The organism is Pseudomonas sp. 43NM1 (assembly GCF_002836905.1).
Taxonomy (GTDB): domain Bacteria; phylum Pseudomonadota; class Gammaproteobacteria; order Pseudomonadales; family Pseudomonadaceae; genus Aquipseudomonas; species Aquipseudomonas prosekii.
Window position 1 is genome coordinate 15,463 of record NZ_MKGS01000164.1, and the last position, 23,703, is coordinate 39,165.

General features: G+C 60.8%; 17 protein-coding genes. 14 read left to right on the forward strand and 3 right to left on the reverse strand.

What is annotated here, in order from left to right; translation table 11 throughout:
- Positions 1 to 68: 68 nt before the first annotated feature.
- The 3 genes from BI292_RS20270 (at position 69) to BI292_RS20280 (ending at position 2,365) form a co-directional block, all read left to right on the forward strand.
- Entirely contained in the window at positions 69 to 545 is a 477-nt protein-coding gene (locus tag BI292_RS20270; RefSeq protein WP_101208933.1) for a thioesterase family protein, read from the forward strand.
- 14 nt (positions 546 to 559) lie between these two features.
- Positions 560 to 1,720 (forward strand): gamma-butyrobetaine dioxygenase, encoded by a 1,161-nt coding sequence (locus BI292_RS20275; protein WP_101208934.1) that lies wholly within the window; start codon positions 560 to 562, stop codon positions 1,718 to 1,720.
- A gap of 387 nt (positions 1,721 to 2,107) precedes the next feature.
- Complete coding sequence (locus BI292_RS20280; RefSeq protein WP_101208935.1) at positions 2,108 to 2,365, forward strand: hypothetical protein; 258 nt, start codon at positions 2,108 to 2,110, stop codon at positions 2,363 to 2,365.
- Positions 2,366 to 2,485: 120 nt separating this feature from the next.
- Here BI292_RS20280 and BI292_RS20285 read toward each other — a convergent pair whose 3' ends face one another.
- Both BI292_RS20285 and BI292_RS20290 read right to left on the reverse strand, forming a co-directional pair.
- Positions 2,486 to 3,589 carry a GlxA family transcriptional regulator gene (locus BI292_RS20285; RefSeq protein WP_092277029.1) on the reverse strand — a complete coding sequence of 368 codons (1,104 nt, stop codon included), beginning with the start codon at positions 3,587 to 3,589 and terminating at the stop codon, positions 2,486 to 2,488.
- Between the two features lie 573 nt (positions 3,590 to 4,162).
- Positions 4,163 to 5,539 (reverse strand): L-serine ammonia-lyase, encoded by a 1,377-nt coding sequence (locus BI292_RS20290; RefSeq protein ID WP_101208936.1) that lies wholly within the window; start codon positions 5,537 to 5,539, stop codon positions 4,163 to 4,165.
- 436 nt (positions 5,540 to 5,975) lie between these two features.
- Between BI292_RS20290 and BI292_RS20295 the strand changes: the two genes are divergently transcribed.
- The 3 genes from BI292_RS20295 (at position 5,976) to choV (ending at position 9,024) form a co-directional block, all read left to right on the forward strand.
- On the forward strand, positions 5,976 to 6,926 hold the full coding sequence (locus BI292_RS20295; protein WP_101208937.1) for a choline ABC transporter substrate-binding protein: 951 nt from the start codon (positions 5,976 to 5,978) through the stop codon (positions 6,924 to 6,926).
- Between the two features lie 77 nt (positions 6,927 to 7,003).
- Positions 7,004 to 7,849 (forward strand): choline ABC transporter permease subunit, encoded by an 846-nt coding sequence (gene choW / locus BI292_RS20300; RefSeq protein ID WP_092277021.1) that lies wholly within the window; start codon positions 7,004 to 7,006, stop codon positions 7,847 to 7,849.
- The gene (choV, locus tag BI292_RS20305; protein ID WP_092277018.1) at positions 7,846 to 9,024 is read left to right on the forward strand and encodes a choline ABC transporter ATP-binding protein; all 1,179 of its coding nucleotides are present in this window, start codon (positions 7,846 to 7,848) and stop codon (positions 9,022 to 9,024) included. The genes choW and choV overlap by 4 nt, the downstream gene beginning before the upstream one ends.
- 338 nt (positions 9,025 to 9,362) lie before the next feature.
- On the opposite strand, the gene BI292_RS20310 is transcribed toward choV, so the two are convergent.
- Positions 9,363 to 11,312, reverse strand: coding sequence for a BCCT family transporter (locus BI292_RS20310; protein ID WP_231987167.1), 1,950 nt, complete (start codon positions 11,310 to 11,312; stop codon positions 9,363 to 9,365).
- 485 nt (positions 11,313 to 11,797) lie between these two features.
- Between BI292_RS20310 and betI the strand changes: the two genes are divergently transcribed.
- The 8 genes from betI to BI292_RS20355 all read left to right on the forward strand — a co-directional run bounded on the left by betI (position 11,798) and on the right by BI292_RS20355 (position 23,428).
- On the forward strand, positions 11,798 to 12,391 hold the full coding sequence (gene betI / locus BI292_RS20315; RefSeq protein WP_092277012.1) for a transcriptional regulator BetI: 594 nt from the start codon (positions 11,798 to 11,800) through the stop codon (positions 12,389 to 12,391).
- Positions 12,392 to 12,498: 107 nt separating this feature from the next.
- Positions 12,499 to 13,971 carry a betaine-aldehyde dehydrogenase gene (betB, locus tag BI292_RS20320; RefSeq protein WP_101208938.1) on the forward strand — a complete coding sequence of 491 codons (1,473 nt, stop codon included), beginning with the start codon at positions 12,499 to 12,501 and terminating at the stop codon, positions 13,969 to 13,971.
- Positions 13,972 to 14,125: 154 nt separating this feature from the next.
- Positions 14,126 to 15,829, forward strand: a complete 1,704-nt coding sequence (gene betA / locus BI292_RS20325) for a choline dehydrogenase (protein ID WP_092277006.1) — start codon at positions 14,126 to 14,128, stop codon at positions 15,827 to 15,829.
- Positions 15,830 to 16,114: 285 nt separating this feature from the next.
- Complete coding sequence (locus BI292_RS20330) at positions 16,115 to 17,557, forward strand: TldD/PmbA family protein (RefSeq protein ID WP_101208939.1); 1,443 nt, start codon at positions 16,115 to 16,117, stop codon at positions 17,555 to 17,557.
- Positions 17,557 to 18,894, forward strand: coding sequence for a TldD/PmbA family protein (locus BI292_RS20335; RefSeq protein ID WP_101208940.1), 1,338 nt, complete (start codon positions 17,557 to 17,559; stop codon positions 18,892 to 18,894). The genes BI292_RS20330 and BI292_RS20335 overlap by 1 nt, the downstream gene beginning before the upstream one ends.
- A gap of 221 nt (positions 18,895 to 19,115) precedes the next feature.
- On the forward strand, positions 19,116 to 20,543 hold the full coding sequence (mdtD, locus tag BI292_RS20345) for a multidrug transporter subunit MdtD (RefSeq protein WP_101208942.1): 1,428 nt from the start codon (positions 19,116 to 19,118) through the stop codon (positions 20,541 to 20,543).
- A gap of 188 nt (positions 20,544 to 20,731) precedes the next feature.
- Positions 20,732 to 22,117 carry an ATP-dependent RNA helicase DbpA gene (gene dbpA, locus BI292_RS20350; protein ID WP_101208943.1) on the forward strand — a complete coding sequence of 462 codons (1,386 nt, stop codon included), beginning with the start codon at positions 20,732 to 20,734 and terminating at the stop codon, positions 22,115 to 22,117.
- A gap of 132 nt (positions 22,118 to 22,249) precedes the next feature.
- Positions 22,250 to 23,428 carry an NAD(P)/FAD-dependent oxidoreductase gene (locus BI292_RS20355; RefSeq protein WP_101208944.1) on the forward strand — a complete coding sequence of 393 codons (1,179 nt, stop codon included), beginning with the start codon at positions 22,250 to 22,252 and terminating at the stop codon, positions 23,426 to 23,428.
- Positions 23,429 to 23,703: the final 275 nt, after the last annotated feature.

Genomic DNA, 23,703 nt, shown 5'->3' on the forward strand with positions numbered 1-23,703 from the left:
TATGGGGAGAGGGCTGGGGTGAGGGGTGGATCTTGAATTACAACCAAATCCTCAAGCGGACACCCGTCATGCCCACCCTAACCACCCACCAAACCAAAATCATCCCCGACTGGGTCGACTACAACGGCCACCTGCGCGATGCCTTCTACCTGCTGATTTTCAGCTACGCCACCGACGCGCTGATGGATCGCTTGGGTATGGACAGCAACAACCGCGAAGCCAGCGGCAATTCGCTGTTCACCCTCGAACTGCACCTCAATTACCTGCATGAAGTGAAGCTCGACGCCGACGTCGAAGTGCGCACCCAAATCATCGGCCGCGACAGCAAACGCCTGCACCTCTATCACAGCCTGCATCTGGTCGGCGATGACAAGGAACTGGCGGGCAACGAGCAAATGCTCCTGCACGTCGACCTCGCCGGCCCTCGCTCCACACCGTTCAGCGAAGACACTTTGAGCAAGCTGCAAGCCATCGTTGCCGAGCAAGCCGACCTGCCAACCCCCGCCTACATTGGCCGAGTGATCGCGTTACCCCCTAAAAAATAACAAGGAGATCGCCATTGAACACCGCCGCTTTTGCCGACTTCCGTACCTACCCGTTGATCAGCACGTTGACCGCCGTGCATACCTTGGCGGACCGAATTCAAGTGCAGTGGGCTGACGGCCGGGTCAGCCCGTTTCATCATCAATGGCTTCGCGACAACTGCCCGTGCGCGCAATGCGTCTACACCGTGACCCGCGAGCAAGTGCTGGAAATCGTCGACGTCGCAGAGGACCTGACGCCGACAGCGGCACACCTCGATGCCGAAGGTTGCCTCAGCGTCGAATGGCACGACGGCCACCTCAGCCGCTTCGACCCGGGCTGGCTGCGGGCTCACGCCTATGACGACGAGTCCCGCGCCGAGCGCCGGGCTGGCAAGCCAACATCCAGGCTGTGGAAAAGCGACTTGCAGCTGCCAGTGTTCGACTACCAGGCGCTGATGAACGACAACGACGCCCTGCTGCAATGGCTGCTGGCGGTGCGCGATATCGGCCTGACGCAAGTGCGTGGCGTGCCCACCGAAACCGGCTCGCTGAAGCTGATTGCCCAGCGGATTTCCTTCATCCGCGAGAGCAATTTCGGCGTGCTGTTCAACGTGCAATCCAAGGCCGACGCTGACAGCAATGCCTACACCGCTTTCAACCTGCCGCTGCACAGCGATTTGCCGACCCGGGAGTTGCAACCGGGGCTGCAATTTCTGCATTGCCTGGTCAATGACGCGGACAGTGGCGAGAGTATTTTCGTCGACGGATTTGCCATCGCCCACGCACTGCGCGAGGAAGATCCCGAGTCGTTCAAGGCCCTGTGTGAAATCCCCGTGGAGTTTCGCAACAAGGACCGTCACAGCGACTACCGCTGCCTGGCACCGATCATCGCCCTCGATGCGTTGGGGCAGGTTTCGGAGATCCGCATGGCAAACTTTCTGCGTGGGCCATTTGATGCCTCGATTGAGGACATGCCCAAGCTATACCGGGCGTATCGGCGGTTTATTGCGATGACCCGTGAAGCGCGCTTTCGGGTGATGACGCGGCTCAATCCCGGCGAGTTGTGGTGCTTCGACAACCGCCGCACTCTCCACGCCCGCAATGCGTTCGATCCCGCCAGCGGCGCCCGGCATTTCCAGGGATGCTATGTCGATCGTGACGAGTTGTTGTCGCGAATATTGGTGTTACAACGCTAGACCGCGTCATCGTTCATCGCGAGCAGGCTCGCTCCCACAGTTGACCGGGTTCTCACTGAGGAATGCGGTTAATTGTGGGAGCGAGCCTGCTCGCGATGGCGTCTGCACAGGCGACACAAACCCTCTGATCCACAGCCAAAAAAAACCCCGATCAAGCCGTGACTTGATCGGAGCTGAGGAGGGTACTTTTGAGGAGCTGTTGCGCGAGGGTGACCAAACCGTCGTGGTGCCAGCTGAGTCCAGTGTGCCTAACCTCCCCCATCGCAAGTTAGCCGAAAACGACCTGTTCATAGGTATTGCGGCCATGGCGACAAATCGCCCTTGCCGCCACCCCCTGCCCCTACGAGAATCGATCCACGACACCGTTCCCTGAAGAAGGATTGCGTCATGATGTACGCCGATTTGATAGACCAGGAAGACCTGTTGGGCCAACTGAAAGCGCTGGGTTTTCAAGTGCCAAGCGGTGCCACGGCTGAACAGGCTTGTGAGTGTGCGGTGCGCGGGCTGGACGATGTCCGGGCATTTGAATTGCGCAAGATGGTCAAGGACATGTACACCAGCGGCGCGAGCATCCAGCCGGTGGTGCGCCAGGCGATCGACAAGCAATTATTGCCGGCGCTGACCGAGTATCAGCAGAAGTCGTAGCGCCTGATAGATAGCCTTCGCGGGCAAGCCTCGCTCCCACAGGATTGGCGTCGTATCGAAATATCGCGATCGAAACAAAACCTGTGGGAGCGAGCTTGCTCGCGATGAAGGCCCCTCGGCCTAGAGCCTTACGCTGGCAAAAGTCGATTCATTACGCGCCTGACTCAGCGCCGACAGCGGCCCGGACAGCGGCGACAGCACCAGTGCTTGCGGCAGCGGCATCATCGCCACTTGCTGCGTGGTGTTGGAACCGACGCGTTCGTCGCGCGGCGGAATGCCGAAGTACTCGCGGTAGCACTTGGAGAAGTGCGGCGTCGAGACAAACCCGCACACCGACGCCACTTCGATGATCGACATCGGCGTTTGCTTGAGCAACTGCCGGGCGCGGATCAAGCGCAGTTTCAGGTAATAACGCGACGGCGAACAGTGCAGGTATTTCTGGAACAGCCGCTCCAACTGACGGCGCGAAACGGCGACGTACACCGCCAGCTCATCCAGATCGATCGGCTCTTCCAGATTGGCTTCCATCAGCGCGACGATTTCCTGCAGCTTCGGCTGATTGGTGCCGAGCATGTGCTTGAGCGGCACGCGCTGGTGATCCTGCTCGTTGCGGATGCGTTCGTAGACAAACATCTCGGAAATCGCCGCCGACAGTTCGCGGCCATGATCGCGGCTGATCAGGTGCAGCATCATGTCCAGCGGCGCGGTGCCGCCGGAGCTGGTGAAACGGTTGCGGTCGAGGGTGAACAAACGAGTGCTCATGGCCACGCGCGGGAAGGCTTCCTGCATCGAGGCCAGGCATTCCCAGTGCACGCTGCAATCAAAACCATCGAGCAGACCGGCGCACGCCAGCGCCCAGCTACCGGTGCACACCGCGCCCAGGCGCTTGGACTGGCGCGCCTGGCTTTGCAGCCACGACACGTGTTCGCGAGTGACCGTGCGCTGAATGCCGATGCCGCCGCAGACGATGATGGTGTCCAGGCTTGGTGCTTTGTGCATCGAGCAATCGGGGGTGATTTGCAGACCATCGCTGGCCCAGACCTGGCCGCCGTCAACGGTGAGTGTGGTCCAGCGATACAGCTCGCGGCCGGACAATTGGTTGGCCATGCGCAGAGGTTCTACTGCGGAGGCCAGAGAAATTAGCGTGAAATTGTCCAGCAGCAGAAAGCCGATGGATTGAGGCGCACGGTTCTGGGGTTGGGCCCCGGAGTTGAACGTCGTCATCGCGGTATCTCCTCACACAAAGCGGGTGATGGCCTCAGGCGGAGGCTCTTGTTATTGCCATCGTTCTCGCGTGGGAGACGGGCTTTGTAATGACAGAGCAATTGCCATGCCTAAAATTGAATGGCCGTTCAATAACTCCTGAAAACGACGTCGCGGTGCGTCTATATAAGCCTTGCGCGAAGTGGGGGTTATAAGTGCCATCAGCGCCGGCAAATGCGCCGCGCAAAAGGCTGTGAGCAAATCGGTAGCACTTGTGGGAACAGGGCTGCGGCGCCTTGCAACAGAATGTCACCGCAAGCACAGGTGACAGGCGGTAACGGCCAATCTGGATCTCGGATCTTGGACAAGTGGCTTATCTGTAAGCGACGCTCTAAAACGTGGCGCGTTTTGATTGCGGTGTGCACTTAGCGCGCAGTTTTGACTGGTCTTCTCTGGCAAATGACCTTTCTGTGGCGAGGGGATTTATCCCCGTTCGGCTGCGCAGCAGTCGTAAAGATTCTGGGGCCGCTTCGCGACCCAACGGGGATAAATCCCCTCGCCACAAAAGCCCCCTCGCCACAGGTCAACTCGGTTTCAACACTCCACAGCGCTGACCGCCAAGCCGCCGCGCGAGGTTTCTTTGTATTTGTCGTGCATGTCGGCGCCGGTGTCGCGCATGGTGCGGATCACCCGGTCCAGCGAAATAAAGTGCTGGCCGTCGCCGCGCAAGGCCATTTGTGCGGCGTTGATCGCTTTCACCGCGGCAATCGCGTTGCGCTCGATGCACGGCACTTGCACCAGGCCGCCGACCGGGTCGCAGGTCAGGCCGAGGTTGTGTTCCAAACCAATTTCTGCGGCGTTGCACAACTGCTCCGGGGTCGCGCCGAGAATCTCCGCCAGCCCCGCCGCCGCCATCGCGCACGCTGAACCAACTTCGCCCTGGCAACCGACTTCGGCGCCAGAGATCGAGGCGTTTTTCTTGCACAGAATCCCCACCGCCGCAGCGCTGAGGAAATAGTCGACCACGTTCGCCTCCGTTACCACTTCGCTGAACTTCATGAAGTAATGCAGCACCGCCGGAATGATCCCCGCCGCGCCGTTAGTCGGCGCCGTGACCATGCGCCCGCCGGCCGCGTTTTCTTCGTTGACCGCCAGTGCAAAAAGATTGACCCATTCCATCGCGCTTAACGTCGAGCCGATCACATTGGGCTTGCCCAACTCCTGAAGACTGCGATGCAACTTGGCCGCGCGCCGCCGCACGTTCAAACCGCCGGGCAAGATGCCTTCGTGCTTGAGCCCTTGCTCGACGCAATCCTGCATGGCGCGCCAGAGTTTCATCAGCCCGGCGCGGATTTCATCTTCGCTGCGCCAGACCTTTTCGTTGGCCATCATCAGCTCGGCGACGCGCAGATTGTGCGTCTGGCACAGCGCCAGCATTTCCACCGCGCTGGAAAAATCGTAAGGCAGTTCGGTGCGATCCAGATCCACCACGCCGCTGGAGGCTTGCGCCTCATCGACGACAAAACCACCGCCAATCGAATAGTAGGTGTCGCGGTGCAGTTCACCGTTTTCGCCTTCTACAATCAACGTCATGGCGTTCGGGTGAAACGGCAGGTTTTCATCGATCAGACGCATGTCGCGGGCCCAGATGAATGGCACCGGCAAACGACCGTCGAGGTACAGCGTGCCGGTCTCGCGCAGGCTGGCGATGTGGATGCCGATTTGCGACGGATCGATCGCGTCCGGCCACTCGCCCATCAGGCCCATGATCACCGCGTTATCGCTGCCGTGACCGATGCCGGTGGCGGATAACGAGCCGTAGAGCTGAACTTCGACACGCCTTGTTTGTTCCAAAAGACCCTGCTCACGCAAACCTTGCACGAACAGCGCGGCCGCTCGCATCGGGCCGACGGTGTGCGAACTGGAAGGGCCGATGCCGATTTTGAACAGGTCGAAAACGCTGATAGCCATTACTGCCGAACTCCTGGATGTACCCGATCCAGGCGCAAAAGCGCCCAGTGACGAAGCTGCTACGCTCAAGCTGCAATCCGCCGCAATGGCTGCATCATCGGGCTTTTGCGGTGTCGTTCGACGTCTCACACCGACGCACTCATGTCCACCAACGCCGCGGGTCTTTGACGCTGCGCTTTCGCCGTTTTCTAGCGGTGCAGAGCGGCAAACAGGGCTGAAAAAAGCTGTAAACGACGTCACCGACACTGGATGCGACCATCCCTGTACTGGTTACGACGCCCCCTGTAGGCGTCAGATTTTCACTGGTACATGATCGTATCGACTCGATTGCAAGGCGCCGCGGTAGAGCAGTCTGAAAAACGCCACCCAACCGCAACCTATAAGTGCGGTGGTCCAATCGGAACACTGCCGAAAAAAACAACCAAGGAGTCCATCCATGAAAGGTTCCCCCTCGCTGTTGTTGGCCGCCATGCTGAGTCTGCCGTTATTGGCGCAAGCCGCAGAACCAGCTCAGTGCAGCACCGTAAATTTCTCTGATGTCGGCTGGACCGACATTACCGCGACTACCGCGACCACCAGCGTTGTCCTCAACGCCCTCGGCTACAAAACCAAAACCACGATGATTTCCGTGCCGGTGACCTACAAGTCGCTGGCCGACGGCAAAAACATGGACGTGTTCCTCGGTAACTGGATGCCGACCATGGAAAACGACATCAAGGCCTACCGCGAAGCGGGCACCGTCGACACCGTGCGCACCAACCTGACCGGCGCCAAATACACCCTCGCGGTGCCGCAAGCGCTCTACGACAAAGGCCTGCATGACTTCGCCGACATCGCCAAATTCAAGAAAGAGCTCGACGGCAAGATCTACGGCATCGAGCCGGGCAACGACGGTAACCGGCTGATCCAGAGCATGATCGACAAGGATGCCTTCGGCCTCAAAACCGCCGGTTTCAAAGTCGTCGAATCAAGTGAAGCGGGGATGCTCTCGCAGGTTGATCGCGCGCAGAAACGCCAAACCGCGGTGGTCTTCCTCGGCTGGGCGCCGCACCCGATGAACAAGCGCTTCAAGATCCAGTACCTGACCGGCGGCGATGACTTCTTCGGCCCTGATTTCGGCGCCGCCACCGTCGCCACCAACACCCGCAAGGGTTATGTCCAGGAATGCAGCAACGTCGGCACACTGCTGAAAAACCTGGAGTTCACCGTGGACATGGAAAGTGCGCTGATGGGCAACATCCTGGATGACAAGATGAAACCTGACGCCGCTGCCAAGGCCTGGCTGAAAAAGAATCCACAGGTGCTTGATACCTGGCTCGCAGGCGTGACCACCATTGACGGTAAACCAGGCCTGGAGGCCGTGAAAGCCAAGCTCGACCAGCCTTGAATTAAGGAGCATCGCTTACGCCGGGCGGCTCACGCCGTCCGGGCTGTTTATTTCCTTGCATGCGGACGTTCATTACCATGCTGATTGATCAGAAAATCCCTTTAGGCCAGTACATCGCAGGCTTCGTTGAATGGTTGACGCAACACGGCGCCAACACCTTCGACGCCATCGCCGTGTCACTGGAAACGATGATCCACGGCGTGACTTTCGCGCTGACCTGGTTCAACCCGCTGGCATTGATCGGCCTCATTGCACTGATTGCACATCTGATCCAACGAAAGTGGGGGCTGACGGTTTTCGTCATCGCTTCCTTTCTGCTGATCCTCAATCTGGGGTACTGGCAGGAAACCATGGAAACCCTCGCCCAGGTGTTGTTCGCCACCCTGGTCTGCGTGGTCATCGGCGTGCCGCTTGGCATCGTCGCCGCGCACAAACCGATGTTCTACACACTGATGCGTCCGGTGCTCGATCTGATGCAGACCGTGCCGACGTTCGTGTACCTCATTCCAACCCTGACCCTCTTCGGGCTGGGTGTGGTCCCGGGCCTGATTTCGACGGTGGTGTTCGCGATTGCCGCGCCGATCCGCCTGACCTACCTGGGGATCCGCGATGTACCCGCAGAACTGCTCGACGCCGGCAAAGCCTTCGGCTGCTCGCGCCGCCAACTGCTCTCCCGTATCGAACTGCCCCACGCCATGCCAAGCATCGCGGCCGGTATCACCCAGTGCATCATGCTGTCGCTGTCGATGGTGGTGATTGCCGCACTGGTGGGCGCCGATGGCTTGGGCAAACCCGTGGTCAACGCACTGAACACCGCCGATATCGCCCTGGGCTTCGAAGCCGGGCTGGCCATCGTCCTGCTGGCGATCATGCTCGACCGTATCTGCAAACAACCCGACGCCAAAGTAGGGGGTGACGCATGAGCATTATTCGCTTCGAAGACGTCGACGTGATCTTCTCCCGAGATCCGCGTGAGGCGCTCAAACTCCTCGACCAAGGCATGACCCGCGACCAGATCCTGAAAAAAACCGGGCAGATTGTCGGCGTTGAAAAAGCCACGCTGGACATCGAGCGCGGCGAAATCTGCGTGTTGATGGGCCTTTCCGGTTCCGGCAAATCAAGCCTGCTGCGCTGCATCAACGGCCTCAACACCGTCAGCCGTGGCAAGTTGTTCGTCGAGCACGAAGGCAAGCAGATCGACATCGCTTCGTGCACCCCCGCCGAGCTGAAAATGATGCGCACCAAGCGCATTGCGATGGTGTTCCAGAAGTTCGCGCTGATGCCGTGGCTGACGGTTCGCGAGAACATCAGTTTCGGTCTGGAAATGCAGGGTCGCCCAGAGAAAGAACGGCGCAAATTGGTCGACGAAAAACTCGAGCTGGTGGGTTTGACCCAGTGGCGCAACAAGAAGCCCGACGAGCTCTCCGGGGGTATGCAGCAACGTGTCGGCCTGGCCCGTGCGCTGGCGATGGACGCCGATATTCTGCTGATGGACGAACCGTTCTCGGCACTCGATCCGCTGATCCGTCAGGGTTTGCAGGACGAACTGCTGGAGCTGCAACGCAAGCTGAGCAAGACCATTGTGTTTGTCAGTCACGATCTCGATGAAGCACTGAAACTCGGTAGCCGGATCGCGATCATGAAGGACGGCCGGATCATCCAGTACAGCGTGCCGGAAGAAATTGTGCTCAACCCGGCGGACGATTACGTGCGTACCTTCGTCGCGCACACCAACCCGCTGAACGTGCTCTGTGGCCGCAGCCTGATGCGCACGCTGGACAACTGCAAACGCATCAACGGCTCGGTGTGCCTCGATCCGGGCGGCGATTCGTGGCTGGACCTGGCCGAGGGCAACACCATCAAGGGTGCTCGCCAGAACGGCGCCAGCATGGACTTGCAGAACTGGGCGCCGGGGCAAGCGGTTGAGGGCCTGGGCCGTCGGCCAACGCTGGTGGATTCGAACATCGGCATGCGCGATGCGCTGCAGATCCGTTATCAGACCGGCAATAAACTGGTGCTGCACGACAACAACAAAGTCGTCGGCATCCTCGGCGACAGCGAGCTGTACCACGCACTGCTCGGCAAGAACCTGGGTTAAGGCAACAGACACAAAAACGCCGCGAGAGGATCGCGGCGTTTTTGTTTACGCAGATATCGAGCTGTCACACCACCACTGTGGCGAGGGGGCTTGCCCCCGTTGGGTCGCGCAGCGGCCCCAAATCCAGACAGTGCGATCTTACAGATGGACCGCGCTGGCCGGGTTTACGACTGCTTCGCAGTCCGTTGGGTCGCGCAGCGGCCCCAAATCCAGACAGTGCGATCTTACAGATGGACCGCGCTGGCCGGGTTTACGACTGCTTCGCAGCCGAACGGGGGCAAGCCCCCTCGCCACAATGGGGCTGCGGTGCAGCGACGTGCACCGCAGTACTTCAAGTTTTAGCTATACACCCGGCCAAGGAGTTGCCGATGGCTTTCAAACTGATCGAGCACGTCACGGGTGATCTGATCCTGAGTGAAGCCCATCAAGTCGTAATCCTGGCTGCCGTTGTGCAGGTACACCTCGGCGCGGTAGTACCGAGCGCGCGGCTCTTCAGCGCTTTCCGCCGACACCCCTTCGCTCGCCGCCGCCAGATAACCGTCCAGGCTCACTTCGTAGACAAAAGGGTTGCCCTCTTCCATCTCGATCCGCAGGCCCATGCAACGCTTGGATTTACCGAGCAAGGTCTGCACTTCCAGGCCTTGAGCCTGCAATTGCGCCGCCGCATCTTCCAGCGCCGGGCTGACTTGCTTGTCCATGAAACGCTGCACGACCGACTGGTTCGGTTGCAGGTCCAGTTGGGTCAAACGCTCGCTGAAACCACGACGACCGCGTGCCGCCAGCTGCGCTTGCTCCTGTTCGACCTGCACGTCCTGACGCATCTGCTTGTGCAAACCGAACATGAAGAACACCAGCACCACCGAGAACGGCAGACCGGCCAGCACCACCATGGTTTGCATGGCTTCGAAGTTACCGGCGAACAGCAGGCCAATCGTTACCAGAGTAATCACCGCCGACCAGAAGATCCGCAGCCAGTGCGGCGCATCCTCGTCAACGTTGCCGCCTCTGCAGGAAAGGTTGGCCATCATCACCGCGCCGGAATCCGCCGGGGTCAGGAACAGCACAAAACCTACAAAGATCGACACGCCGATCACAATCTTCGACGCCGGGTAATGCTCCAGCAATTGATAGATCGCCATCGACGGCTGTTCCAGCGCGGTTTTCCCGAGCTCGACCGCGCCATGGTTCATCACCAGATCCAGCGCCGAGTTACCGAAAATCGACAACCACGCCAGGGTGAAACCCAGCGGAATCAGCAACACGCCGGCGACCAGTTCACGCACCGTGCGACCACGGGAAATACGCGCGATGAACATGCCTACGAACGGTGCCCAGGAAATCCACCAGGCCCAGTAGAACAAGGTCCACAGGCCCATCCAGCGTTCAGTCTTGGCGCCGTCGCCCTCGTACACGTACAGGTCGAAGGTTTTCAGCACGATGCCGTTCATGTAGTCGCCGATGTTCTGCACAAAGCCGTTGAGCAAGTGCAGGGTCGGGCCGAACAGCAGCACGAAAATCAGCAAACCGCTGAACAGCACGATGTTCAGGTTGGACAGACGACGGATGCCGTTTTCCACGCCGGACACGGCAGCGATGGTCGCCACGGTGCTCATCACGATGATCACGATCAGCAGGTTAGTGTTGCTGTGTTCCATGCCGAACAGGTTTTCCAGCCCCGACGACACTTGCAGCGAACCAATCCCCAGGTTCGTCACCAGCCCCAACAGCGTCACGAACATGCCGAAGCCGTCCACCGCGTGACCGGCCGCGCCTTTGACCCAGCGCTCGCCGACCAGCGGATACAGCGCCGAGCGCAACGCCAGCGGTTGGTTATGCCGGTACGCAAAGTACGCCACGGCGAGACCGACCAGTGCGTAGATCGCCCAGCCGTGCAGGCCCCAATGCAGGAAGGTCAGCTGCACTGCCTGACGCGCGGCCATGTTGCTGCCGGCCACGCCTTCAGGCGGATTGAAGTAGTGGTCCAGCGGCTCGGAAGCGCCGAAGTACAGCAGCGAAATGCCGATGCCCGACGAGAACAGCATCCCCGCCCAGGCGCCGTAGCTGAAGTCCGGGGTGTCGTCCTTGCTGCCCAGTTTGAGTTTGCCGTAAGACGAAAACGCCAGGCCGACGACGAATACCAGGTAGGCGGCGATCACCACCATGTAGTACCAGCCGAAACTGCGGGACAACCAGGCCTGGGCAATACCGAGCAATCTGCCGGCCTCTTGCGGGGCGATGATCAGAATGGCGGTCAACAACAGGATCAACGCGGTCGAGGTGTAAAACACCCAACCGTTGACCGTCACCTTCTCGGGTGGGGTCTTTATTAGAGAGGCAGAACTCATGGCACAGATGCTCCAGGCAGTGCGAGAGAAGAACACAAGGCAACGCGTGACCCGACCAATCGGTTAGTTGGCAGCCGACCGGCGGGTGATATAAAGACACCCCGAAAAAGCCCGCAAACCGCAGGCAAAGCGTTGAGAACCGACGTCGCAGACCAAGCGACGGACGAATGGTCCGCCGCTTGGGCCAAAGGCGTCTTGCCCATTTCAACACGTCCGTCATCGGCGATCCGCGCCATGCCCCGCGCAGGTTTCGGGCTTTTTCAGATGTCGTTTTTCCGCCGACTACACGCGGGAAAAACCGGTAGGCAGCGACGAATTGTCGCAGATCTTATTCTTTGTTGATTGAACGTTCAATCAAAACAAAATAGACTGGCCCTCAATCCGACAGACGTTTTTCGTCCGTCGGAAGGCCTAAGGAGATGTGCAAGATGCCCAAGGTCGGTATGCAACCCATCCGCCGTCAGCAATTGATCGAAGCCACATTGCAGGCCGTCGATCAGGTTGGAATGGGGGACGCCAGCATTGCGCTGATCGCCCGTTTGGCCGGTGTCTCGAATGGCATCATCAGTCACTACTTTCAGGACAAGAACGGCCTGATTGCCGCTACGGCGCAGTACCTGATGAGTGTTCTCAGCGAGAACGTCACCGCGCGTCGTCAAGCGCTGGAAGACAGCAGCCCGAGGGCGCACCTTCAGGTGATTATCGAAGGCAACTTCGACGCCAGCCAAGTCAATGGCCCGGCAATGAAAACCTGGCTGGCCTTCTGGGCCACCAGCATGCACCACCCGTCTTTGCACAGGTTGCAGCGGATCAACGATCACCGTTTGTATTCCAACCTGTGTTGCCAGTTCCGCCGTGTATTGCCGCTCAATGATGCGCGCAGTGCAGCCCGAGGCCTGGCGGCCCTAATCGACGGTTTGTGGTTGCGCGGCGCCCTGTCGGGAGATGCTTTCGACACCGAGCAAGCGCACCGCATCGCTTACGAATACATGGATTTCCAATTGGCCAAGCAGGTGAGCTAGAGCACACATAACCGCTCAGCCCCTGAACGCCGCTGAACCGCACCGCTCCAGCTGCACGGTGCGTGCAGTGGTTACCGCCAACCCACTTATGCTCTTGCGAGGACTTTATGGCCCGTTTCGAACTGCAAAAACTCTACATCGATGGCGGCTACTCCGACGCCAGCAGCGACGCCACTTTCGAAGCCATCAACCCGGCTAACGGAGAAGTCCTCGCAAACGTCCAGCGCGCGACTTTCGACGACGTCGAGCGCGCTGTTGTCAGCGCTGAAAAAGGTCAGAAGATCTGGGCTGCGATGACCGCCATGGAGCGTTCGCGCATCCTGCGTCGTGCCGTCGACATCCTGCGCGAGCGCAACGATGAGCTGGCCGCGCTGGAAACCCTGGACACCGGCAAATCGTTCTCCGAAACCAAATACGTCGACATCGTCACCGGCGCCGACGTGCTGGAATACTACGCCGGCCTGGTGCCAGCGATCGAAGGCGAGCAGATTCCACTGCGCGACACTTCTTTCGTCTACACCCGCCGCGAGCCGCTGGGCGTGGTTGCCGGTATCGGCGCGTGGAACTACCCGATCCAGATCGCCCTGTGGAAATCCGCACCTGCCCTGGCGGCCGGTAACGCGATGATCTTCAAGCCAAGCGAAGTCACCTCCCTGACCACGCTGAAACTGGCCGAGATCTACACCGAGGCTGGCGTTCCAGCGGGCGTGTTCAACGTGCTGACCGGCAGCGGCCGTGAAGTCGGCACCTGGTTGACCGAGCACCCACGCATCGAAAAAATCTCCTTCACCGGCGGCACCGACACCGGCAAGAAGGTCATGGCCAGCGCTTCGAGCTCTTCGCTCAAAGAAGTGACCATGGAACTGGGCGGCAAATCCCCGCTGATCATCTTCGACGACGCCGACCTCGATCGCGCCGCCGACACCGCGATGATGGCCAACTTCTACAGCTCCGGTCAGGTCTGCACCAACGGCACTCGCGTGTTCGTTCCGACTCAGCTCAAAGCTGCGTTCGAAGCCAAGATCGCCGAGCGCGTTGCACGCATCCGCATCGGCAACCCTGAAGACGAGAACACCAACTTCGGCCCGCTGGTCAGCTTTGCGCACATGGAAAGCGTGTTGGGTTACATCGCCAAGGGCAAGGAAGAAGGCGCCCGCCTGCTCTGCGGCGGCGATCGTCTGACTGACGGCGATCTGGCCAAAGGCGCTTTCGTGGCACCGACGGTGTTCACCGATTGCACCGACGAAATGACCATCGTTCGCGAAGAAATCTTCGGCCCGGTCATGGCGATCCTGACTTACGACACCGAAGAAGAAGTGATCCGTCGTGCCAACGACACCGACTTCGGCCTCGCTGCCGGCATCATCACCAAGGACCTGAACCGCGCTCACCGCGTGATTCATCAACTGGAAGCCGGTATCTGCTGGATCAACGCCTGGGGCGAGTCCGACGCGAAAATGCCGGTCGGCGGCTACAAGCAGTCGGGTGTTGGCCGTGAGAACGGGATCAGCTCGCTGAACAACTTCACACGCATCAAATCGGTACAGGTCGAACTGGGCGATTACGCCTCGGTTTTCTAAGGAACGCCCGCACAACCTGTAGCAGCTGCCGAGGAACGAGGCTGCGTTGCGCGTCCGCAGGACCGCCCCCGGGGGTCGCTGCGCAACCCAACGCAGCCTCGTGCCTCGGCAGCTGCTACGGGCGACCTGACCACTTTCAATGAGGGTGCATTTTATGTCCCAAGAATACGATTACATCATCATCGGTGCCGGCTCGGCCGGTAACACCCTGGCGACCCGTCTGACTGAAGACGAAGGCGTCACCGTCCTGCTGCTCGAAGCAGGCGGCCCGGATTATCGTCTCGACTTCCGCACGCAAATGCCTGCCGCTCTGGCGTTTCCGCTGCAAGGTCGACGCTACAACTGGGCGTACGAAACCGATCCGGAACCGTACATGGACGGTCGCCGGATGGAATGCGGTCGCGGCAAAGGCCTCGGCGGCTCCTCGCTGATCAACGGCATGTGCTACATCCGCGGCAACGCGATGGACTACGACAACTGGTCGAAACTCCCAGGTCTGGAAAACTGGACTTACCTCGACTGCCTGCCGTATTTCCGCAAAGCGGAAACCCGCGACATCGGCGCCAACGACTACCACGGTGGCGACGGTCCGGTCAGCGTGACCACGCCGAAGGCTGGCAACAACCCGCTGTTCCACGCGATGGTTGAAGCCGGCGTACAAGCCGGTTACCCGCGCACCGAAGACTTGAACGGTTACCAGCAAGAAGGCTTCGGCCCGATGGACCGTACCGTCACGCCGAACGGCCGTCGTGCCAGTACCGCGCGCGGTTACCTGGACATCGCCAAGAAGCGCTCGACGCTGACCATCGTCACCCACGCCTTGACCGACAAGATTCTGTTTGAAGGCAAACGTGCGGTCGGCGTGCGTTACCTGATCGGTTCGGCAGAAGAACGAGTTGAAGCCAAGGCGCGCAAAGAAGTGCTGCTGTGCTCCGGCGCCATCGCCTCGCCGCAGATTCTGCAACGCTCCGGCGTCGGCCCGGCCGAACTGCTGAACAAGCTCGACATCCCGGTGGTCCACGACCTGCCAGGCGTCGGCGAAAACCTGCAGGATCACCTTGAGCTGTACCTGCAATACGCCTGCACCCAACCGGTTTCGCTGTACCCGTCGCTGCTCTGGTACAACCAGCCTGCGATCGGTGCCGAATGGCTGTTCAACGGCACCGGCATCGGCGCCAGCAACCAGTTCGAAGCCGGCGGTTTCATCCGTTCGCGTCCGGAATTCGAATGGCCGAACATTCAGTACCACTTCCTGCCGGTGGCGATTAACTACAACGGCAGCAACGGTGTGAAAGAGCACGGTTTCCAGGCACACATGGGTTCCATGCGTTCGCCGAGCCGTGGTCGCATCCAGGCCAAGTCGAAGGATCCGCGCGAATACCCGAGCATCCTTTTCAACTACATGGCCACCGAGCAGGACTGGCAGGAATTCCGTGACGGCATCCGCCTGACCCGTGAAATCATGCAGCAGCCGGCACTGGATCAATACCGTGGCCGCGAAATCAGCCCGGGCATCGACGTGCAAACCGATGAGCAGCTCGACAAGTTCATCCGCGAACACGCCGAAACCGCGTTCCACCCGTCCTGCTCCTGCAAAATGGGCACCGACGAGATGGCCGTGGTTGACGCCGAGGGCCGTGTGCATGGCATGCAGAGCCTGCGTGTGGTCGATGCGTCGATCATGCCGATCATCACCACCGGCAACCTCAACGCGCCAACGATCATGATCGCCGAGAAAATCGCCGACAAGATCCGTGGCCGCCAGCCATTGCCGCGCAGCACCGCCGACTACTTCGTCGCCGGCGATGCGCCAGTGCGTGGCAAGCCGATGCGTGATGTGAGCCCGACTGCGCAGTAACACCGTTACACCGCGGTGCTGCCTTCGCGGGCAAGCCTCGCTCCTACAGGTTTTGGATTGGTTCGCCTATTTGTGATCAACCCAATCCACTGTAGGAGCGAGGCTTGCCCGCGAAAGCGTTCCAACAGACGAAACATGTAGACCTGACACAAACCGGTAAACCTTCCTACACCCGCGCCGCCCTTGATCCTACCCCCCACGCAGGCCTAATCTAGCGCCACGCAAACGTTTCACCCCCCCTCGCCGTACCGATACGCCGCTACTCCATACCAAGGAGGTTCTCGAATGTTCGATTTCCACCCCCAGCTCAAGCAGCGTTTTGCTGCGTTGCGCACGGGCGCTGAATTCTTTTCGCTGCGTTATGTGCGCGAGTCCGGCCAATACCTGTCGGTGCGCAAGAACGTCGCCGAACCGCCGAGCCTGAGCCGTGACGAAGGCGCGATGCTCACCGTTCGGGTCAACGGCGTCGAAGCCTACGCGGCGACCAACGACCTCTCGCAGCAAGGCCTGCAAGCCGCACTGGAGAAAGCCGAGCAGCACGCTCGCCGACTCAAGCCGCACGCCCTGCTCGACCTCAGCGCACAAGCCGTATCGAGTGAGCGCGCCGATTACTTTTCGCCAAACTTCGACCAGCCCTTCCCGTCCCTGAACGACTGCTACCAGTTGCTCGGCGCCGAATCCGCGTCCGTGCCCAAGGACGAGCGCCTGGTGAACTGGCAAGTCAGCATCGGCCTGACCAACGTCGAGCAGATCTACCTCAGCAGCGCCGGCGCCGAACTGCGCCAGGCCCAGCGCTTCGTGTTCCCGAGCCTGGAAGTGACCGCCTACGACGGCAACGACAGCCAGACCCGCACCCTTGGCCGCGAGAACTTCGGCCAACAGGGCGGCTTCGATGTGATCAGCCGCTGCGGATTGGTCGGCGCCGGGCCGAAAATCGCCGATCAGGCGCTGCAATTGCTGCTGGCGCCGAACACCCCGCAAGGCCCGCGCGACCTGCTGTTGATGCCCGACCAGATGATGCTGCAGATCCACGAATCCATCGGCCATCCGCTGGAACTCGACCGCATCCTCGGTGATGAACGCAATTACGCCGGCACCAGCTTCGTCAAGGCTGAGGATTTCGGCAGCCTGCAATACGGCTCCAAACTGCTCAACGTGACGTTCAACCCGGACATCCCCGAGCAGCTCGCCAGCTACGGCCATGACGACGACGGCAGCGCCGCGAGCAAGCAATTCCTGATCAAGGAGGGTCTGTTATTGCGGCCACTGGGCGGCGCACTGTCGCAATTTCGCGCCGGCATGGACGGCGTCGCCAACAGCCGCGCGTGCGGCTGGAACCGTCCGCCGATCGATCGCATGGCCAACCTCAACATCGAGGCCGGCGATCAGCCGCTGGAGCAATTGATCGGCGGCATCGAGAACGGCATTTTGATGAGCACCAACCGTTCCTGGTCGATTGACGATGCGCGCAACAAATTCCAGTTCGGCTGCGAGTGGGGCCAGTTGATCGAGAACGGCGAACTCAAAGGCGTGGTGAAAAACCCCAACTACCGGGCGATTTCCGCGCACTTCTGGAAAAGCCTCAGCGCGGTCGGCGACGCCAACACCGTCAAGGTCCTCGGCACGCCGAACTGCGGCAAGGGCGAACCGAACCAGGTAATCCGCGTCGGCCACGCCTCGCCGGCGTGCGTGTTCAGCAACATTGATGTGTTTGGGGGAGATGCCTGATGAGCATTGAAAAAAGTCAGGCCGATGCGTTCAAATCGCTGGTCACCTGGCTGCGCGACGCGATTCGCGAGCCGGAACAATTCACCCTCAGCTATGCCGCCGAGTCGTCGTCCTTCGTGCGTTTCAATCACGCCAAGGTGCGTCAGGCCGGGCAGGTGCAGCAGGCGAGTGTCGGTTTCAAATTGATCAACGAAGGTCGCCACGCCGACCTGCACATCACCCTGTCCGGCGATGCCGAGGTTGACCTGCAGCGCTTGGCCGAGGGCCTGCAACAACTGCGCGAAACGTTGCCGCTGCTGCCGGCGGACCCGTACTTGCTGCTCAACCACAACGGCTGGCAGAGCAAGAATGTGCAGGACCATCCGTTGCCGGACACCGAGCAGGTGGTCGCCGAAATCACCCAGGCCGCCGAGGGTCTGGACCTGGTCGGGTTCTACGCTGCCGGGCCGATCAGTCGTGGTTTCGCCAGTTCGTCGGGCGCGTTTGGCTGGCATCAGGCCAACAGCTTCAACTTCGATTTCAGCCTGTTTCATGAAAACGGCCAGGCGCTGAAAGCCAGTTACGCCGGGCACGACTGGAGCAGCGAAGGCTTCGCCAAACGCTTCCAGCAGGCCCGCGAGCAATTGGCGTTTCTCGGTCGGCCATCGCGCACTCTGGCGCCGGGGCAATACCGCGCTTACCTCGCCCCGGCAGCGCTGGAAGAGATCATGGGCATGCTTGGCTGGGGCGGTTTTTCCGCGCAGTCGATTGCCAGCAAGGGCAGCCCGTTGCAGAAGTTGTATGCCGGTGATCAGTCGTTCAGCCCGCTGGTGTCGCTGGACGAAAAGGTCAGCGGTTCCCTGAGCCCGGCGTTTTCCGGCGAAGGTTATCCGCGCAGTGATCTGGGGTTGATCGTCGCCGGCAAGGCTGGCGCGCAACTGGTGGGTTCGCGCAGTGCCGCCGAATACGGTTTGACCGCCAACGGTGCCGGCGGCGGTGAAATGCCAAGTGCATTGAACATGGCGGCCGGCGTGTTGCCAGAAGCAGAGATCCTCAAGCAGTTGGGCACCGGGCTGTACATCAGCAACCTGTGGTACCTGAACTACTCGGATCAACCCGCTGCACGGATGACCGGGATGACCCGGTTTGCGACGTTCTGGGTCGAGAACGGCGAGATTCAGGCGCCGGTCAGCACCATGCGTTTTGATGACAGCGCCTACAGCTTGCTTGGTTCGCAGCTCGAAGCGCTGACCGAAGAACGCGAATTGCTGCTGTCGGCGAGCACCTACAGCCAGCGCGCCACGGCATCGGCGCTGCTGCCCGGCGCACTGATCAAGCGATTGACCCTGACCCTGTAAACCCGCCACCCGGCCCACCGAAAACCCTGTGGCGAGGGGGCTCGCCCCCGTTGGGTTGCGAAGCAGCCCCAGATCGGCAAACGCGGTTCATCGGCCAAACCGCGTTTGCTGGATTTACGACTGCTTCGCAACCCAACGGGGCGGTGCGACGTTTCGCCAAGCCCCCTCGCCACAGGTTCACCGGTAGCTGCTGGATTTTTGTTCGAATCAAATGAGGTCCCATGCCCAACCGCCCGCCTCTTGACGCTGTCACCGCCCGCTGGCTGCCGTGGGTTGTGGCGATTGCTTTCTTCATGCAGTCGCTCGACGGCACCATCCTCAACACCGCGCTGCCGGCGATGGCGCTGGACCTGGCGGAAAACCCGCTGCGCATGCAAGGCGTGATCATCGCCTACATGCTCACCGTCGCGTTGCTGATCCCCGCCTCAGGCTGGATCGCCGACCGCTTCGGCACCAAGAAAATCTTCTTCGGCGCGATCCTGCTGTTCAGCATCGGCTCACTGCTTTGCGCGTTGTCGAGCACCCTGAGCATGTTGATCGGCGCGCGCATCATTCAGGGCCTCGGCGGCGCGCTGATGTTGCCGGTCGGGCGCCTCGTAGTCCTCAGAGCCTACCCGCGCTCGGAACTGGTGCGGATCATGGGTTTCATCACCATCCCCGGCCTGCTCGGCCCGCTGATCGGCCCGACCATGGGCGGCTGGATGGTCGAGTACCTGACCTGGCACTGGATCTTCCTGATCAACCTGCCGGTCGGCGCCATCGGCTGCTACGCGGTGTGGAAGTTCATCCCCGACCTGCGCGGCAGCGAACGCACACGCTTCGACAGCCTGGGCTTTTTGCTGTTTGGCGCGGCGATGGTGCTGATCACCATTGCCATGGAAGGCCTCGGCGAATTGCACCTGCCGCACCTGCGCGTGATGTTGCTGCTGTTCGGCGGCATGGCGTGTCTGGCGGCTTATTGGCTGCGCGCCGGGCACATCGATAATCCGCTGTTCGCGCCGTCGCTGTTCAGGACCCGCACATTCGCCGTGGGCATTCTCGGCAACCTGTTCGCGCGCCTCGGCAGCGGCGCCTTGCCGTTTCTGGTGCCCTTGCTGCTGCAAGTGGCGCTGGGTTATTCGCCGTCGCAGGCCGGCATGAGCATGCTGCCGCTGGCCGCTGCGGCGATGGTCGCCAAGTCGGTCGCGCGGCCGCTGATCGAACGCTTCGGCTACCGCATCATCCTCACCGGCAACACCGTGGCGCTGGGCCTGATGCTCGCGAGCATGGGCCTGGTCAGCGAGCAGACGCCGTACTGGTTGCTGCTGGGAATGCTGGGGATTCTCGGCGCGATCAACTCGCTGCAATTCACCGCGATGAACACCGTGACTCTGATCGACCTCGATGACGCCAGCGCCAGCAGCGGCAACAGTTTGCTCTCGGTGGTCGCGCAACTGTCGCTGAGCCTCGGCGTCGCGTGCGCCGGGGCGCTGCTCGGTGGTTTCACCGCCGAAGTCGGCAACGATGGCGTCGACACCGTGCTCGGTGCGTTCCAGCTGACTTTTGTAACAGTCGGGATCATGGCCATGCTGGCCGCGACAATCTTCTCGCAGCTGTCAAAGGAAGACGGGCGCCGGGCAATCAGCCGCCAACCCGACATCGACCACTAACCCTGTAGCAGCTGCCGAGGCACGAGGCTGCGTTGGGCTGCGAAGCGGCCCCCCTAGGGCGGTCCTGCGGACACGCAACGCAGCCTCGTGCCTCGGCAGCTGCTACAACGTGCTTCTCGTCCAGAACTTGCAGGTGCAGCGCGCAGGCCTGATACACTGCGCGACATTTTGTTTTGCAGGCCCGTCCCGTGACCACCATCGCCACCGCTTTTAATACTTTGCCGCTGTCCGCCGCCATGCTGGCTAACCTCGACTCCCTCGGTTATGCGCAGATGACGCCGATCCAGGCGCAAAGCTTGCCGGTGATCCTCAAAGGGATGGACCTGATCGCCCAAGCCAAGACCGGCAGCGGCAAGACGGCTGCTTTCGGCATCGGCTTGCTGAACCCGATCAATCCGCGCTTCTTCGGTTGCCAGGCACTGATCATCTGCCCGACCCGCGAGCTGGCGGACCAGGTGGCCAAGGAAATCCGTCGTCTGGCCCGTGCCGAAGACAACATCAAGGTCCTGACCCTGTGCGGCGGCGTGTCCCTCGGCCCGCAGATCGGCTCGCTGGAGCACGGCGCGCACATCATCGTCGGCACGCCGGGGCGGATTCAGCAACATTTGCGCAAAGGTTCGCTGGTCCTGCATGGCCTCAACACGCTGATCCTCGACGAAGCGGATCGCATGCTCGACATGGGTTTCTACGATTCCATCGAAGAAATCATCGCGCAGACCCCGGAGCGCCGTCAGACCCTGTTGTTCTCCGCGACTTACCCGACCGGCATCAAGCAATTGGCCGCGAAGTTCATGCGCAACCCGCAGATCGTCAAGGCCGAGGCGTTCCACGACGACACGCAGATCGAGCAGCGGTTTTACGAAATCTCCCCGGAAGAACGCATGAGCGCCGTGACCAAGGTGCTTGGCCACTTCCGTCCGGCGTCCACCGTGGCTTTCTGCTTCACCAAGCAGCAGGTTCAGGAAACCGTTGATCACCTGACCTCCAAAGGCATTTCCGCCGTCGGCCTGCACGGCGATCTGGAACAGCGTGATCGCGACCAGGTATTGGCGATGTTCGCTAACCGCAGTACTTCGGTGCTGGTTGCCACCGACGTCGCCGCGCGCGGTCTGGACATCGATGCGCTGGACATGGTGATCAACGTCGAGCTGGCGCGTGATTCGGAAATCCACATTCACCGTGTGGGCCGTACTGGCCGCGCCGGTGAGAAAGGCATTGCGATCAGCCTGGTTGCGCCGTCCGAAGCCATCCGCGCCCAAGCCATCGAGAAACTGCAGCAGTCGCCGTTGAACTGGGATCAGATCGACAACCTCACCTCCCAGGGCGGCGGTCCGCTGCTGCCGGTGATGAGCACGCTGTGCATCGGCGCCGGGCGCAAAGACAAAGTGCGTCCGGGCGACATCCTTGGCGCCCTGACCGGCGATGCCGGGATTCCAGGCGCGCAGGTGGGCAAGATTGCGATCTTCGATTTCCAGGCGTTTGTGGCGGTCGAACGCGGGATTGCCAAACAAGCCCTGCAACGCCTGAACGACGGCAAAATCAAAGGCCGTTCGTTGCGCGTACGCATTTTGTAAGAACACCACCGCCCCCCCTGTAGGAGCGAGGCTTGCCCGCGAAGCTTTTGGCGGCCTCACGGTCCCCTTCGCGGGCAAGCCTCGCTCCTACAAGGTCCGGGCTAGCTTTGAGATCTGTGTGAGGACACCGTTTTGCGCTCTACCGAAGTCGTGATCATTGGCGCTGGCGCCGCCGGGTTGATGTGTGCGCTGACCGCCGCCGGGCGCGGGCGCAAAGTGATGTTGCTCGACCACGCCAACAAGGCCGGCAAGAAAATCCTCATGTCGGGCGGTGGCCGCTGCAATTTCACCAACATGTACACCGAGCCGGGCAATTTCCTCTCGCAGAACGAACACTTCTGCAAATCCGCCCTCGCCCGCTACACCCAGTGGGATTTCATCGGCATGGTCGCCAAGCATGGCGTGCCGTACCACGAGAAAAAACTCGGCCAGTTGTTCTGCGATAACAAATCCAGCGACATCCTCGAAATGCTCCTCAACGAATGCGATCAGGTCGGCGTCAGCCTGCACCTCGACACCTCGATCTCGACCATCGAGAAAACCGCAAGCGGTTACTTGCTGGACACCACGCTCGGCCAGTTGAGCTGCGAATCGCTGGTGATCGCCACCGGCGGTTTGTCGATCCCGACACTCGGCGCCAGCGGTTTCGGCTACCAGGTCGCCAGGCAATTCGGCCACGAATTGCTGCCAACCCGCGCCGGACTGGTGCCGTTCACCATCACCGATCAGCTCAAAGAGCTTTGCACCGAGCTGTCCGGCACCTCGGTGGATTGTCTGGTGAGCTGCAACGAGCAGAGCTTCCGCGAGAACATTCTGTTCACCCATCGCGGCCTCAGCGGCCCGGCGATTTTGCAGATTTCGTCATTCTGGGAATCCGGCGACACGGTTGAAATCAACCTGATGCCGGACCACGACGCGCCGAGCTGGCTGCAACAGCAGCAAGCCGAACGGCCGAACAGCGAGTTGAAAACCCTGCTGGGGGAAATCTTCACCAAGAAGATGGCCAACCTGCTGGCGGACAGCTGGTTCGTTTCCAAACCGATGAAGCAGTACACCCACGCCGAAATCGCCGACATCGCGGAAAAACTCGCGAGCTGGAAAGTCGTGCCGGCCGGCACCGAGGGTTATCGCACGGCGGAAGTGACGCTGGGCGGGGTCGATACGCACGAAGTGTCGTCGAAAACCATGGAATCGCTGAAAAGCCCCGGTTTGTACTTCATCGGCGAAGTGCTGGACGTCACCGGCCACCTCGGCGGCTTCAACTTCCAATGGGCCTGGGCCTCCGGCTACGCTGCCGCGCAGTACGTCTGATACCACCCACACCAGATTGTCGGCGGATCGAAATTCCGCTGAACAACACTGGCCCGTGTAGGAGTGAGCCTGCTCGCGATAGCGCCGGGTCAGGCAAATAATTTCTGACTGACACGCCCTCATCGCGAGCAGGCTCACTCCCACATTGGATTGTCGGCGGATCGAAACTCTGCCAATCAACACACCACCCCTGTAGGAGTGAGCCTGCTCGCGATAGCGCCGGGTCAGGCAAATAATTTCTGACTGACACGCCCTCATCGCGAGCAGGCTCACTC

What these genes read in the sequence shown, in the direction of transcription:
- BI292_RS20270 (WP_101208933.1), top strand. Translation starts at nt 69, where the DNA reads ATGCCCACCCTAACCACCCACCAAACCAAAATCATCCCCGACTGGGTC.
- betB (WP_101208938.1), top strand. Translation starts at nt 12,499, where the DNA reads ATGGCCCGTTTCGAACTGCAAAAACTCTACATCGATGGCGGCTACTCC.
- choW (WP_092277021.1), top strand. Translation starts at nt 7,004, where the DNA reads ATGCTGATTGATCAGAAAATCCCTTTAGGCCAGTACATCGCAGGCTTC.
- BI292_RS20285 (WP_092277029.1), bottom strand. Translation starts at nt 3,589, where the DNA reads ATGACGACGTTCAACTCCGGGGCCCAACCCCAGAACCGTGCGCCTCAA.
- BI292_RS20330 (WP_101208939.1), top strand. Translation starts at nt 16,115, where the DNA reads ATGTTCGATTTCCACCCCCAGCTCAAGCAGCGTTTTGCTGCGTTGCGC.
- BI292_RS20335 (WP_101208940.1), top strand. Translation starts at nt 17,557, where the DNA reads ATGAGCATTGAAAAAAGTCAGGCCGATGCGTTCAAATCGCTGGTCACC.
- choV (WP_092277018.1), top strand. Translation starts at nt 7,846, where the DNA reads ATGAGCATTATTCGCTTCGAAGACGTCGACGTGATCTTCTCCCGAGAT.
- BI292_RS20290 (WP_101208936.1), bottom strand. Translation starts at nt 5,539, where the DNA reads ATGGCTATCAGCGTTTTCGACCTGTTCAAAATCGGCATCGGCCCTTCC.
- mdtD (WP_101208942.1), top strand. Translation starts at nt 19,116, where the DNA reads ATGCCCAACCGCCCGCCTCTTGACGCTGTCACCGCCCGCTGGCTGCCG.
- BI292_RS20280 (WP_101208935.1), top strand. Translation starts at nt 2,108, where the DNA reads ATGATGTACGCCGATTTGATAGACCAGGAAGACCTGTTGGGCCAACTG.
- betI (WP_092277012.1), top strand. Translation starts at nt 11,798, where the DNA reads ATGCCCAAGGTCGGTATGCAACCCATCCGCCGTCAGCAATTGATCGAA.
- BI292_RS20295 (WP_101208937.1), top strand. Translation starts at nt 5,976, where the DNA reads ATGAAAGGTTCCCCCTCGCTGTTGTTGGCCGCCATGCTGAGTCTGCCG.
- betA (WP_092277006.1), top strand. Translation starts at nt 14,126, where the DNA reads ATGTCCCAAGAATACGATTACATCATCATCGGTGCCGGCTCGGCCGGT.